Consider the following 12,952-nt stretch of genomic DNA (forward strand, 5'->3'; position numbering starts at 1 on the left):
CAACGGTTCCGGCAAAGAAATACAAGTTTGATGAACAAAATTGCAAGTCGCAAAAGCGTTTTGCAAAAACGCGTAGCCTGCATCCGTCGGATGCAGTTCAAGGGTTTGGGATTTCCCAACAAGCATTTTGCAACGCAAAATGGTCTTTGTATATACGAAGACACTGCTTGCTACGAATGCGAACGCCTTTTGAATTGCAAAATGATTTTTCAGTTGCTATACTGGGCTTATCAAAGTTTTTTAGGGAGGACGCCGCAGTGACCGTACAAACCATGCAAATCGGGAACAGACCTTGCCGGATTTACGCCGAAGCCCATGCGAAATACCTGCTGCTCCAAATGACCGGCGAACACGAGCTGCAAAGCATGGACCATGAAGTGACAGTGATTGCGCAGAGCAGCTGGAATTTTTTGTTTGCGGCTATCCCGGTGGAAAGCTGGAACGATGAACTTTCCCCATGGGAAGCTCCTGCGGTATGGGGCAAAGAAAGTTTTGGCGGCAATGCGGCGGACACGCTGCGCTTTCTGACAGAACAGGTCGTGCCAACGCTGAAACAACAGTTCAATCTCCCGGAAAACGTCAAAATCATTCTGGGCGGCTACTCGCTGGCAGGGCTGTTTGCTTTGTGGGCCTCCACCCAGACAAATCTGTTCTACGGTGTCGCCGCCGCCTCGCCCTCGGTGTGGTTTCCGGACTGGATGGAGTTTGAACAGCAGCGCCCGATACAAACGCAGCACATTTATCTGAGCCTTGGCGACAAGGAAGAACACACGAAAAACGCTGTCATGGCTGTGGTGGGGGATAATATCCGCACTCTGCACAGTCAGCTTATAGCGCGCGGTGCAGACTGCACCTTTGAATGGAACAGCGGCGGGCATTTCAAAGACGCCGATTTGCGTACCGCGAAAGCCTTTCGGTGGACGATGGAGGAACACGCATGACAATTTTAATTGATGCAGATGGCTGTCCGGTGGTCAATCTGACTTTGCAGGTTGCAAAACGGTTCAGTGTTCCAGTTACCATCCTGTGTGACACCTCTCATCAAATCGAGCGTGAAGGTGCGCAGACACTGGTGTTCGACAAAGGAGCGGACAGCGTGGATTTTGCTCTCGTCAACCGGGTAAAACCGGGAGATGTGGTTGTGACGCAGGACTACGGGCTGGCGAGTATGTGTCTTGCCAAGTGCGCACGAGTGCTGAACCAGAATGGTCTGGAATACACCGCTGATAATATAGACGCTCTCATGCTACGGCGTTGTGAAAACAAAAAGCTCCTCCGTGCCGGAAAGCACCCCAAGAGGAGCCCAAAGCGGACGAAGGAGCAGGATGAAGCATTTGTCGCCACACTGACAGATATTTTAGCGAGCATCTGATTTTCTGAATCAAAAATTTGATATTGCAACCGCCACTCACTCTTTCCCGGAGTGAGCGGCGGTTGTTTCTTGTTCAGCGCATCTTGCTTTGTTAACTTTCTGTTAATTTTCAAAATAAAGGTTGTCAACGAGCCTTTCTCGATGCCTACCAAGTGAGGGAGGTTTTTCAATTTTCAATGAAGGCAAAAAAATCAGCGTCAGCACCCCCCATTTCTGGCCATTTTTTCTGTTAATAATAGAACCTCCTCTTTGAAGGCCGGTCGTTTGTGACCTTTTTGTTAATTCTCAAAAACATGGTTGTCTTTTGCCCTTTTTCGTCGGCTACCAAGTGAGAGGACTTTTTCAAAAGTGGAGATTCGGCTTCAAGAATTACAATTCAATTACAATTTCCCCTTCGATGCTATGAAACAGGCGTTCTCGACGCCTACCAAGTGTAGGGCATCTTTTTTCAAGACCACTTTCAACTTCAGGCACTGCCATTGTTGCCAAGTTCCGCCCTCCATCGGTCGCCCCGTAGACCGACGTTATTTTAACCAAGAGGCTACTTCGGCTATATTTTCCAAGAACTTTTCAACAAATTTCTTTTTCGGGTAACAAAAAGCACTTTTTCGTCGGCTACCAATTAGAGGGATAATTTTTCGGAAGCCCTAAATTCTGAAGATTTTCTATATAACTCCGTTCTTTGAAAACAGAATAGTTCAATCGTCTGGTACTTCACAAAAGGTACTTCTGTAACTCGCAGCCCGGTCATAACGAAGACGGGGTGGCTGAAATGCCAATGGTGCGGTGCAAGCCCACCGCCGGACGATTCCCCACTCCTAGGGAAGTCGAGGACCAATATGGGAGACCTTAACTTATTAACGCAGACGGGTTTGAACTTATCTGCGATGGGGGAGTTGGAACTACTGCCAGCTCTCTTTACATTGCCACCTGACCGCAGCTTTGCTGCAAAGGATATAACCGCAGGTAACACACTTTTTGACCTTAGACTACTTATGCTGAAGGAGTGCCTATGAAGTTTAACAATGCCTATTCCCAGATGTTTCCCGGCTACCCCGATGCCGTCAGCCTTCAGCAGGCTGCGGAGATGCTTGGTCTGAACCGTCATACAGTTGGGGAACTGATCCGTTCCCGCCGCCTGTTTGCGCTTAAAATCGGCCGCACCTATCGTATCCCGAAGCTGAGTGTGATCGAGTTCCTGCTCACCGGGCAGAGCACCTTCCCGGCTGGAAATCCGCCGCTGGATGTGGTATGCTGTGGGTGCAGCAACGGACAGCACGCCTGTTGACCCAAAGGAGGTTTATGATGAAAACTACAGGGTCTGTCCAAGAGAAAAATGGACGTTTCTATTTCGTGATCAATCTTTATGATGCCAACGGCAAGCGGAAGATCAAGTGGATCTCCACAGGTCTGACCGTCCGGGGCAACAAGCGCAAGGCGGAATCCATGCTCCGGGAAGTATTGCTCCACTATGATGAGACTGGGGAGCTGCCCACAGGGCGGGGCGGAGCCTACGAAAAAGTAGATGCTAAAACCGCCAAGCCCCTGCCGCTGCCCCTCCAACCCGTCAACAAGTCGGAGATGCTGTTTCTGGACTATCTCAACGAGTGGGTGCAAGTCCATAAGGCATCCATTCAGCCTGCAACCTTTATCAGCTACAATCGGATGATCACCGGGCGTATCACGCAGTATTTTGAACCGCTGGGCTTGAAGCTGTGCGAGGTCACACCGCAGGTGCTGGATGAGTTTCAGGAGAAGATCTTGCTGGAGGGCTACACCACCAACACGGTCATTCACTACCACGCCATCTTCGGCAAAGCGTTCAAGGATGCCGTCCGCAAGGATTATCTGGAAACCAACCCGATGCTGAAAGTTGACCGCCCGAAGAAGAACAGCTTCCGTCCCAACTTCTACTCCAAGGATGAAGTCCAGCAGCTGCTTGAAGTATCGCAGGATGACCCCCTGCATCTGTGCATCCTCATCACGGCCTACTACGGTCTGCGCCGCAGCGAGGTGCTGGGGTTGAAGTGGTCGTCTATCGACTTTGAGCGCAAGTCCATCACCATCAATCACAAGGTGACGGAACAGTTGGTGAACGGCAAGTACGTTCCTGTGGTCAGCGATGTGATGAAGAACAAGACCAGCTGCCGCACCCTGCCGCTGATCCCGGCTGTGGAAGAAGAACTTCTGAAGCAGAAGGAAAAGCAGCAGCTTTACCGCAAGCTGTTCAAGAAGAGCTACAGCACTGAGTATCTGGATTTCGTCTGCACCGATCAGGAAGGCAAGCTGATCCGCCCGAACTTCGTGACGGAGCACTTCGACTGGTTGCTGACCAAGTACGGGCTGAAGCACATCCGTTTCCACGATCTGCGCCACAGCTGCGCCAGCCTGATGGTGATGAACGGCGTATCTATGAAGCAGGTTCAGGAATGGCTGGGGCACAGTACCTTTTCTACCACCGCTGACATCTACGCACATCTCGATTACAAAAGCAAACAGGGGTCTGCTGGGGTCATTGCGAACCTTTTGGGAGAATCCAAACTCCCCAAATAATTATGGATTTATCGTTCATGCATAAAGCATACTGTGATGAGGCAAAAGCGGTCTTTCTCTGCTTGATGCAAAAGAAAAAGTCGCAGATTCGTTTGAATCTGCGACTTCTGGCGGAGATGGTGGGATTCGAACCCACGTGCCCGATTAAGGACAAAACGATTTCGAGTTTTTCCTGCTTCACGGTACTTGGTGGAAGATAGAGGTAATTAGCCGACTTTGCCAGAAGATACGAACCATCGAATTTACGCTCAAAATTTCATCAAAATCCAAAATCATTAGGCTCCATGCGGATTTGAACCCACATTCCAAAACGCAGAAAAATCTGCCTTTTGGAGAGAATTGGGAGAGATTCTACGCCCTTTGGAGAGAACGGGCGAGAGAGATTCCGGGAGCCAGAATCCATCCATACAATATGTTGCTTCTGACGCTGACAAAATCAAAGCAGCAAAGGATGGATGAACATGAGGACTCTGTTAGAGTGCTATAAAATACTCGAAGAATATCCCAATGGAATGACGAAAGACCAGTTCTATCGCGTTGCCCGCATCAACAAGCAACATGCCAAGTACCTTCTGGATTCCGGCCTCGTTCCGTGTATCAATACAGGAAAGAAAACACGCAAATACCATATTGCGACCCACGATGTGATCACCTACTTGTGTGACCGTGAAGATAACCCCGAAAAGTATAAAGTGCCAACGGGCTTTTATATCGGAAAGAGCGGCTGCTCCAAGCGGCACCCGGACAAGCCTGCCGCAGAGATCATCCGCTTCAATTTTACAGAACCGGAAAAAACAGGGCTGTACACCCTATGGGAAAAACTCACGGTTGGATATGATGATCTGCTGACCACCCCGGTAGTTTCGGAACTGACAGGCTACTCTGCACAAAGCATCCAGCGATGGTGCAATCAGAAGATCCTTGTTGGTTTCAAAATTCGTGGCACGCTGACGATTCCACGGCTTGCAGTCGTTGAGTTTATGTCCGGCGACCGTGCAACGGCTATCGTCCGAAAATCCCAAAGGCACCTTGATCTGCTCCGCACCTATGCACAGGACTGCCATGAAGGTGCAATGACAATTACATATTAAACGAACAGGACTGCTCCACAGCGCAATGTATGTGAGGCAGTCCTGTTTGCTTAGTACCCTTTTCAACGGACGTTGTATTTTACATCTGACAGGAAAGGAGTGATAGTTTTCCACATGAATACACCCATACGGTTGAAAATCCGAGGTCACACCAAATGACGCTGGACTACTTTTATGGTCAGTCGGGCGAGTTGTTCTCCTACTTCCGCATCCCGAAAGCACTGTTCCAAGACAGCCGCTTCCGGCAGCTTTCCACGGATGCCCGGACTCTGTACGGCATCCTGCTGGACCGCATGAGCCTGTCCGTAAAGAATGGCTGGCTGGACGAGCAAGGGCGGGTGTATATCATCTACACCGTCCGGGAAGTGCAGGAATCCCTTTGCTGCGCCGAACACAAGGCGGTCAAGCTATTCCGGGAACTGGAGGACATCGACCTCATCGAGCGCAAACGCCGTGGTCTGGGCAGACCCAGCCTGATCTACGTCAAGGACTTTTCCTCCGGCTTGCCAAAAGCGCAAGTACAGAATTGCCCAAACAGCAATTCTGGTGCTGCCGAAAACGCAATTCTGGAGCAGCCAAAACCGCAAGCAAATAAGACTGATAAGAATAAAACTGAGTGGAACGATCCTGACCCTATCTATTCCGGGGGCATCCGGGAGCAGCTTGAGGATTATTTTTATCAGTCTTTGGAGGTGGACCTCCTGCTCCGGCTCTGCCCGGACGATGAGGATGGCGCAAATTGAAAAAGCCCTGAAATGCAGTCTGGCATTGGATCGGGAGAATATGAACCCAGAAAGGGGGAATCTGTTTGGGTGAGGAAAATCTGAATCCCCGTGATGCGTACCGTGTGATGCTCCGGGATTACCCGGATGTGCTGAACATCGACCAGATGTGCGAAATTTTGAGCGTCAGCACAAAAACCGGGTATGCACTTCTGAAAAAAGGGAGCGTCCAGCATTTGAAGGTCGGACGCTCCTACCGCATCCCCAAGGCACATCTTTTGACCTATCTCATCGGATTCGCACCCGGCAACATGGTTCGGGCGTGACATCCTTGCATTCTCTCCTGCCGTTGGGTACACTGATGGTGTCAGCGGCAGAAGTTACATATTCAAGTGGATGCAAAGACAGGAGGAAACACTATGGTAGCAGGGCATCTGCAAGAAAAAAACGACTTCTACTACATCGTTCTGAGTTACAAGGACGCAAACGGAAAGCGAAAGACCAAGTGGGAAGCCACCGGTCTGTCCGTCAAGAGGAACAAGAAGAAAGCCGAGGCTCTTTTGCTGGAACGTCGGCGGAACTTCATGGTTTCCACCGCACCTGCGGAGATTCGCTTAGACGATGACATTCTCTTTTCGGACTTCATGCTGAAATGGCTGGAAGTCACGAAAAACACTGTCCAAATCACGACCTATGCAAGCTATCAGGGAATGGTGGAGCGTGTGATCGTTCCCTATTTCCGAAAGCGCGGCATCAAACTGGTAGACCTGAAAGCCACCGACTTGCAGGATTTCTACAACAAGCAGCTTGAACGGGTCAAGGCAAATTCGGTAATCCATTATCATGCAAACATCCACAAGGCGTTGAAGTATGCGGTGAAGATCGACCTGATCCCCACCAACCCGGCAGATAAGGTCGAGCGTCCGAAGAAGAATGCGTTCAAAGGCAGCTATTACAGCGCCGAAGAGATTCATGCTTTGACGGAGGTCGCAGAGGGCACCAAGCTGGAGATCCCGGTTCTGCTGGCATCCTTCTACGGTCTGCGCCGCAGCGAGGTGCTGGGTCTGAAATGGGATGCCATCGACTTTGAAGCCAACACGCTGGAGGTCAAGCACATCGTCACGCAGGCATCCATCGACGGCAAAAAGGTTCTGGTGCAGGCTGACCGTGCAAAAACGAAGTCCAGCCTTCGGACGCTGCCACTTGTGCCCCACATCCGTGACCGTCTGCTGATGCTGAAAGGTCAGCAGGACACCTACCGCCGCCTGTGCGGTAAAAGCTACAATCGGGAGTATCTGGGCTATCTGTGTGTGGACGAGATCGGGAACATCATCCGCCCCAACTACGTTTCCGAGCAGTTCCCGAAGCTGTTGGAGAAAAACGGTCTGCGTCCTATCCGCTTCCACGATCTGCGCCACAGCTGCGCCAGCCTTCTTCTGGCAAACGGCGTTCCCATGAAGCAGATTCAGGAATGGCTGGGTCACAGCGACTTCTCCACCACCGCCAACATCTACGCCCACCTCGATTACGCTTCCAAACTCTCGTCTGCACAGGCGATGCTGGAGGGGCTGGGCTATGGCAATGCGTCAGCATAATGCCATACGCCCCAAAGACAGGGTGGACGGGCGATGTTCCGGCAAAAAAGAATGGACAGACGAATAAAATTCATCTGTCCATTCGATTTGGCGGAGCATCAGGGAGTCGAACCCTGGCACCGGTCTCCCGGCCTATCGCATTTCGAGTGCGACCTCTTACGACCACTTGAGTAATGCTCCAGATATTAAATTTTAGAATGCTCCGTGCATTCCGGGAAAACTTTGGAGAGAATTTCAGGAGAGAACGACCGAAAATCGTTCACTCTCGAAGTCGGAAAACCCGCATGAAACCTAGCAAAACCGGAAACCCACTTCCAAAAAGCCAGTTAGATTTCGAGTCGTTCTCGTTACGACCGCTTCGATACATCTCCATATTCAAATCATGCTGTGGAGCGCAGTGCAAACATTCACACTGATAATCCTACAGCTTTGTTATTATACCAAAAATCCCGCCTTCCGTCAACTGGTTTTCATTGCAGAAGAGGGGGGCGCACGCAGCACCAACACGCCCGCATTATAGGAATTGGTCAACCGGTTGCGGCAGATTTCCCACACAAATTTCCGCCGGTCATTGAAATTTTCGCAAAATATTACTATTTTAAAGCGATTTTGTACAAACGTCTGCCGGGTTCACTGTGATATACTAGTTTTACAACGAGGTCTGCGCTGCGGACCCACACACTGAAAATCTGAGAAGGAGTCGTATCAATGAGAGAGATCATTTCTTTGAACGAAAACTGGACCCTGTCCTTCCCCAAGGGCGACCACGCCACCGAGCAGGTCAACCTGCCCCACACTTGGAACGCTGTGGATGGCAACGACGGCAATGGCAGCTACCTGCGCACCACCGGCGTTTACACCCGCACCTTCACCGCACCCAAGCAGCCCCGCGAGGGCGGCCGCACCTACATGGAAGTTCTGGCTGCTGCCCTGAACTCCACCGTGAAGGTCAACGGTCAGGTCGCTACCACCCACGAGGGCGGCTTCTCCATCTTCCGTGCGGACGTCACTGACCTGTGCCACGAGGGTGAGAACGAGCTGACCATCGAGGTCTCCAACGAGGACACCCCGTCCATGTACCCCTCTTCCGCCGACTTTACCTTCTACGGCGGCCTGTACCGCGGTGTCAACCTGATCAGCGTGCCCGACGCACACTTTGATCTGGACTACTACGGCGGCCCCGGCATGATGGTCACCCCTGTTCCCACCGAGGACGGCGGCGCAAACTTCACCATCAAGAGCTTCGTCACCAACCCCGCTGACGACCTGACCGTCATGTACAGCATCGAGGACTGCTTCGGCCGCGAGGTCGCTTCTGCTGTCCGCGGCTCTGCCGACACTGAGGTCACCATCTACGTTCCCGATGCCCAGCTGTGGAGCATGGACGAGCCCAACCTGTACACCGTTGTCGCCACCCTGCAGCGCAACAACGAGGAAGTGGACGAGATCGCCGCCAACGTCGGCGTCCGTTCCTTCAAGGTCACTCCCGACGAGGGCTTCTCCATCAACGGCGTGCCCACCCCGCTGCGCGGTGTTTCCCGCCATCAGGACCGCGTGTTCGAGGGCAACGCTCTGACCGCCGAGGAGCACTATGATGACGCCATGCTCATCAAGGAACTGGGCGCCAACACCATCCGTCTGGCACACTACCAGCACAGTCAGGACTTTTACGATGCTTGCGATGAGATCGGTTTCGCCGTTTGGGCTGAGATCCCCTTCATCAGCGTCTTCAAGAAGGGCGAGGGCGCTCACAAGCATGTCATGGAGGAGATGAAGGAACTCATCATCCAGAACTACAACCACCCCTCCATCATGTTCTGGGGCATCTCCAACGAGATCCTCATCGGCGGCATCTCTCAGGAGCTGGTGGACACTCATCACGATCTGGAGAAGCTCTGCAAGGAGCTTGACCCGACCCGCCTGACCACCATCGCTCACGTTTCCACCACCCCCGTCAACGGCCCCATGCACCACATCACCGATCTGGAGAGCTACAACCACTACTTCGGCTGGTACGGCGGCAAGATGGAGCAGAACGGCCCGTGGCTGGATCAGTTCCACGCAGAGCACCCCGACATCTGCATCGGCATCTCTGAGTATGGCTGCGAGGGCATCATCAACTGGCACAGCAACACCCCCCAGTGCAAGGACTACACCGAGGAGTATCAGGCTCTGTACCACGAGCACATGGCACAGGTCTTCGAGGATCGTCCTTGGGTCTGGGCTTCCCACGTCTGGAACATGTTCGACTTCGGCTGCGCTGCCCGTAACGAGGGCGGCGTGAGCGGCCGCAACAACAAGGGCCTCATCACCATGGACCGCAAGACCAAGAAGGACAGCTATTTTGTCTATCAGGCTTACTGGACCCAGACCCCGATGGTCCACATCGCTGGCCGCCGCCACGCTCAGCGCGCAGGCGAGACCACCGAGATCAAGGTCTACTCCAATCAGGACACCGTCGTTCTGTACGTCAACGGCAAGGAAGTCGGCCAGCAGACCGCACACCGCGTCTTCAAGTTCAACGTTGCTCTGAACGACGGTTTCAACACCATCGTGGCCGTTGCCGGCGATGTGAAGGATTCCATCACGCTGGAGAAGGTTGCTGAGGAGCCCGGCTACTACACCCTGCCGGAGTTCAACGAGCGTCAGGAAGGCGTCGCCAACTGGTTCAAGCAGATCGGCAGCATGGATCTGACCGCGCCCATGGAGTTCCCGGAAGGCTATTACAGCGTGAAGGACACCATGGAAGACCTTGCTAAGAACGAAGAGGCTCTGGCTCTGGCTGCAAAGGCCGTCAAGCTGGCCACCAACTTCGACATCAAGCCCGGCGTCGGCATGTGGGACATGATGAAGAAGATGACCCCCGAAGCCATGAGCAACATGATCTCCGGTATGCCGGAGGGCTTCATCGAGAGCCTGAACGCACAGCTCATCAAGGTCAAGAAGTAATTCCCCCTCAAAAGCAGAACAATGCCCCGGCGGATGCTGCAAATGCAGTGCCCGCCGGGGCATTGTTCTGAAACCAGATTCTCAGCGCTTTTTCTTCTTTTTCTTTTTCGGGCCGGAGGAAGCCGCACTGCTGGTCGTATGGGGCGCATTGCGGGCCCGGCGGGACTCATACAGATACTTTGAGAGATTGGGCACCACGATGGCGATGAACGCCAGAACGACGAACACCAGAAAGCTGGGCTGGTCGTGGTTCGTATTGAACAGCGTTTGCAGGAAGTTGCTCATAAGATGTACCTTTCCGGTTTTGCGAAACCGCTCAATGGGGGTGGCTCACAGCAGGATGAGGCCGTTCTCGTCCGGCTTCATGGGGACGGCGATGATCGCATCCACGAGGGTCATTGCGATGGAAAAACCGCTCCAGCAGGTCGCCAGATAGAGCACCCCCAGAATGGGCCGCTTCGCGTAGAACTGGTGTGCGCCAAAAATTCCCAGAATGCAGAGGCGGAGGTAGGTCTTGCGGTTGACGGCGTGCTTTTCGCGGCCATCATACCATGTGGCCAGATGATCGATGCAGTTCCAGATGAAGCCGTGGTTGGGGTCTTTCTGCCATTGGGTCTTTGCCATTGTTTTGTACCTCTGTCTCTTTCATAAAATCAGGAAAGCCGCCCACCGCGCAGTCAGCCCGGTGAGCGGTCCTCCTTATTGGTTTCTGATGAGAATGTTTTCCGCAGTGTTAAGGGTTAGAATGCAGCTTGGGATCAGGCGTTCTCAGCCATAGCCTTCATCTTGATCTTCACGACTTCGTCCTGAATCTCGGCCATCTTTTCCTTGGTCAGGGGGTAGAAGTGCATCGCGATCAGGTTGCAGACCAGACCGATCATGATGACGCCGTAAGCGCACAGTGCAGTGCCGATGCGGAGCTTCATGGTGACGGGGTCGCCCATGACGGGGTTGTGGTCAGCGAAGCCGCAAGCGGTGAACATGGCACCGGCGATCATGGGAGCGAAGGAAGAGACCAGCTTGTCCACGAAGCTGAACAGGGTGCCCATCAGGCCGGGGACGTACTTGCCGGAACGATAAACTTCGTAGTCAGCGCAGTCAGCGGTCATGGGGATAACGATGTTGCCAGCGAGGTTCTGGAAGCCGCCGGTGAGAACGGTCAGCACCAGATAGAGGATCAGGAAGTAGCCCCAGTTCAGAGCACCGGTCTCCGGGTTGGAGGTCATGGTGGTGGGGTCGCCCAGCAGCCACAGAGCGATCAGAGCGCCGTTGCCGATCAGAGCGCCGACAGAGCCGATGATCATGCCCTTGCGCTGGCCAAACTTGGTAGCCAGAGCGGAGATGCACAGGAAGGTCAGGACGCAGGTGGGGATGGTGGTCAGAGCGGTGACGTTGCCCTGCAGCAGGGTAGAACCGGCGATGCAGGCGAACAGAGCGACCTGAACGGCGCTGGTTCTTGCGGTAGAGCCCAGCTTATCGGTAGAAGCGGACAGGACCAGCATCTGAATGGCGCGGTTGTTCTTCAGGGTATCCCAGTAATCCTTCAGGCCGACCTTGATGGGCTTGCCGGTGCCGAAGAACTCAGGACGGTCCTTCGGGGTAATGGCGATGACAGCCAGCAGGGTGAAGATGCCGGAAACGATGGCGACCAACATCCAGAAGGTGTGGAAGAACTGGGTGGAAGCATAGCCGCCGACATCCTTAAAGCTGTTTGCGATGTTGGCGGTGATAACAGCCAGACCGGCAAACAGGAGGGTGTTATACACACCGTCGAAGGAGGCGAACAGAGGACGCTGCTTGGGGTCGTTGGTCAGGCAGGACTGAGCCGACTTGGTAACGACACACTGGCAGGTGTAGCCGAGGTAGTAAACCATCAACACGACCACATAGAAGGGGAAGCGGACAGCCTGCGGCAGGTTGTGGGTGACATGGAAGGCGACGAAGCTGGTCACGGCCAGAAGGATGTTGCCGATGACCATGAACGGGCGGTTCTTGCCGAACTTGCCGTTGGTCTTATCGACCATGAAGCCCACGAACGGGTCGGTAACGCCATCCCAGATACGCATGGCCATGGTCAGGGAAGAAGCGACCATCATGCCAACGCCGACCCAGCCCATCAGGTAGTAGGTGGCGTAGTTCATCAGGAACAGGTACAGGTTGGTGGCCGTGTTGTTCAGCGCAAAGCAGCCGATACGCCACAGCGGAACGCGGTGGATGCCGTTGGTCTCATAGTTCTTGTCATAGAACTTGTCCGGCAGAGTTCTCGTTTTTGCCATTTCGTTTTCTCTCCTTAATTCGTGAATAGGCGTTCTCCGTTTTGCCCCGTTTAGAAAACCGCACCTGCCACTGTGCGGGCTGCGGGACTTTATGTCATTATTATGAACACATCTCGAAAATTCTGTTAGTAAAATTTTGAGGTGAATCAGGACGATTTTACTATTTTGAGAAGATTTTCACAACTTTCAAAAAAGCTATTGGGTAGGTTGCACAATCAAGTGATATACTAGTATTGCACATTGCCCATGTGCGCGAAACGTCCTGAAAAGAATGTGGGGAAATTGCGGATTTATCCAAAAATATTTCTACTCCGTTTGGAGCCGCGTCATTATAATATAGGTATCATAAAAACGCATCTCTGCATCCCTGTAAAAATGAAAAAGGAGAAACACA

General features: G+C 52.9%; 11 protein-coding genes, 1 tRNA gene and 1 pseudogene. 9 read left to right on the top strand and 4 right to left on the bottom strand.

Annotated features, from left to right (window positions below):
* Window positions 1–257 precede the first annotated feature (257 nt).
* From C4N23_RS03255 to C4N23_RS03295, 8 genes and pseudogenes are all read left to right on the top strand, one after another.
* A complete protein-coding gene (locus C4N23_RS03255; protein ID WP_342587739.1) occupies window positions 258–941 on the top strand; it encodes an alpha/beta hydrolase in 684 nt (227 codons plus the stop codon).
* Window positions 938–1,372, top strand: a complete 435-nt coding sequence (locus C4N23_RS03260) for a YaiI/YqxD family protein (RefSeq protein ID WP_112144016.1) — start codon at window positions 938–940, stop codon at window positions 1,370–1,372. Before C4N23_RS03255 ends, C4N23_RS03260 begins: the two co-directional genes overlap by 4 nt.
* 1,012 nt (window positions 1,373–2,384) lie before the next feature.
* Entirely contained in the window at window positions 2,385–2,660 is a 276-nt protein-coding gene (locus C4N23_RS03265) for a helix-turn-helix domain-containing protein (protein ID WP_097773038.1), read from the top strand.
* A gap of 65 nt (window positions 2,661–2,725) precedes the next feature.
* Window positions 2,726–3,925, top strand: coding sequence for a tyrosine-type recombinase/integrase (locus tag C4N23_RS03270; protein ID WP_242983709.1), 1,200 nt, complete (start codon window positions 2,726–2,728; stop codon window positions 3,923–3,925).
* 512 nt (window positions 3,926–4,437) lie between these two features.
* Window positions 4,438–5,016 (top strand): helix-turn-helix domain-containing protein, encoded by a 579-nt coding sequence (locus C4N23_RS03280; RefSeq protein WP_242983710.1) that lies wholly within the window; start codon window positions 4,438–4,440, stop codon window positions 5,014–5,016.
* 155 nt (window positions 5,017–5,171) lie between these two features.
* Window positions 5,172–5,747: pseudogene (locus C4N23_RS03285) on the top strand (replication initiator protein A); the annotation flags it as partial.
* A 77-nt stretch (window positions 5,748–5,824) separates the two neighbouring features.
* Window positions 5,825–6,064, top strand: coding sequence for a helix-turn-helix domain-containing protein (locus C4N23_RS03290; protein WP_317851003.1), 240 nt, complete (start codon window positions 5,825–5,827; stop codon window positions 6,062–6,064).
* Window positions 6,065–6,157: 93 nt separating this feature from the next.
* Complete coding sequence (locus tag C4N23_RS03295; RefSeq protein ID WP_112144029.1) at window positions 6,158–7,333, top strand: tyrosine-type recombinase/integrase; 1,176 nt, start codon at window positions 6,158–6,160, stop codon at window positions 7,331–7,333.
* An 88-nt stretch (window positions 7,334–7,421) separates the two neighbouring features.
* Here C4N23_RS03295 and C4N23_RS03300 read toward each other — a convergent pair.
* Window positions 7,422–7,513 (bottom strand) — tRNA-Ser (locus C4N23_RS03300).
* 528 nt (window positions 7,514–8,041) lie between these two features.
* Between C4N23_RS03300 and C4N23_RS03305 the strand changes: the two genes are divergently transcribed.
* Entirely contained in the window at window positions 8,042–10,282 is a 2,241-nt protein-coding gene (locus tag C4N23_RS03305) for a glycoside hydrolase family 2 protein (RefSeq protein WP_112144032.1), read from the top strand.
* An 81-nt stretch (window positions 10,283–10,363) separates the two neighbouring features.
* Here C4N23_RS03305 and C4N23_RS03310 read toward each other — a convergent pair whose 3' ends face one another.
* The 3 genes from C4N23_RS03310 to C4N23_RS03320 form a co-directional block, all read right to left on the bottom strand.
* Window positions 10,364–10,567: a hypothetical protein gene (locus C4N23_RS03310; RefSeq protein ID WP_097839473.1), complete on the bottom strand. Its 204-nt coding sequence runs from the start codon at window positions 10,565–10,567 to the stop codon at window positions 10,364–10,366.
* Window positions 10,568–10,612: 45 nt separating this feature from the next.
* Window positions 10,613–10,906, bottom strand: coding sequence for a TM2 domain-containing protein (locus C4N23_RS03315; protein WP_055188924.1), 294 nt, complete (start codon window positions 10,904–10,906; stop codon window positions 10,613–10,615).
* Window positions 10,907–11,040: 134 nt separating this feature from the next.
* Window positions 11,041–12,558: an MFS transporter gene (locus C4N23_RS03320; protein ID WP_112144034.1), complete on the bottom strand. Its 1,518-nt coding sequence runs from the start codon at window positions 12,556–12,558 to the stop codon at window positions 11,041–11,043.
* Window positions 12,559–12,952: the final 394 nt, after the last annotated feature.

The sequence above is a fragment of the Faecalibacterium hattorii genome, from assembly GCF_003287455.1.
GTDB lineage: Bacteria > Bacillota > Clostridia > Oscillospirales > Ruminococcaceae > Faecalibacterium > Faecalibacterium hattorii.

Coding starts and splice junctions, on each gene's coding strand:
- C4N23_RS03260 (WP_112144016.1), top strand. CDS start 938: ATGACAATTTTAATTGATGCAGATGGCTGTCCGGTGGTCAATCTGACT.
- C4N23_RS03265 (WP_097773038.1), top strand. CDS start 2,385: ATGAAGTTTAACAATGCCTATTCCCAGATGTTTCCCGGCTACCCCGAT.
- C4N23_RS03280 (WP_242983710.1), top strand. CDS start 4,438: ATGACGAAAGACCAGTTCTATCGCGTTGCCCGCATCAACAAGCAACAT.
- C4N23_RS03295 (WP_112144029.1), top strand. CDS start 6,158: ATGGTAGCAGGGCATCTGCAAGAAAAAAACGACTTCTACTACATCGTT.
- C4N23_RS03305 (WP_112144032.1), top strand. CDS start 8,042: ATGAGAGAGATCATTTCTTTGAACGAAAACTGGACCCTGTCCTTCCCC.
- C4N23_RS03310 (WP_097839473.1), bottom strand. CDS start 10,567: ATGAGCAACTTCCTGCAAACGCTGTTCAATACGAACCACGACCAGCCC.
- C4N23_RS03315 (WP_055188924.1), bottom strand. CDS start 10,906: ATGGCAAAGACCCAATGGCAGAAAGACCCCAACCACGGCTTCATCTGG.
- C4N23_RS03320 (WP_112144034.1), bottom strand. CDS start 12,558: ATGGCAAAAACGAGAACTCTGCCGGACAAGTTCTATGACAAGAACTAT.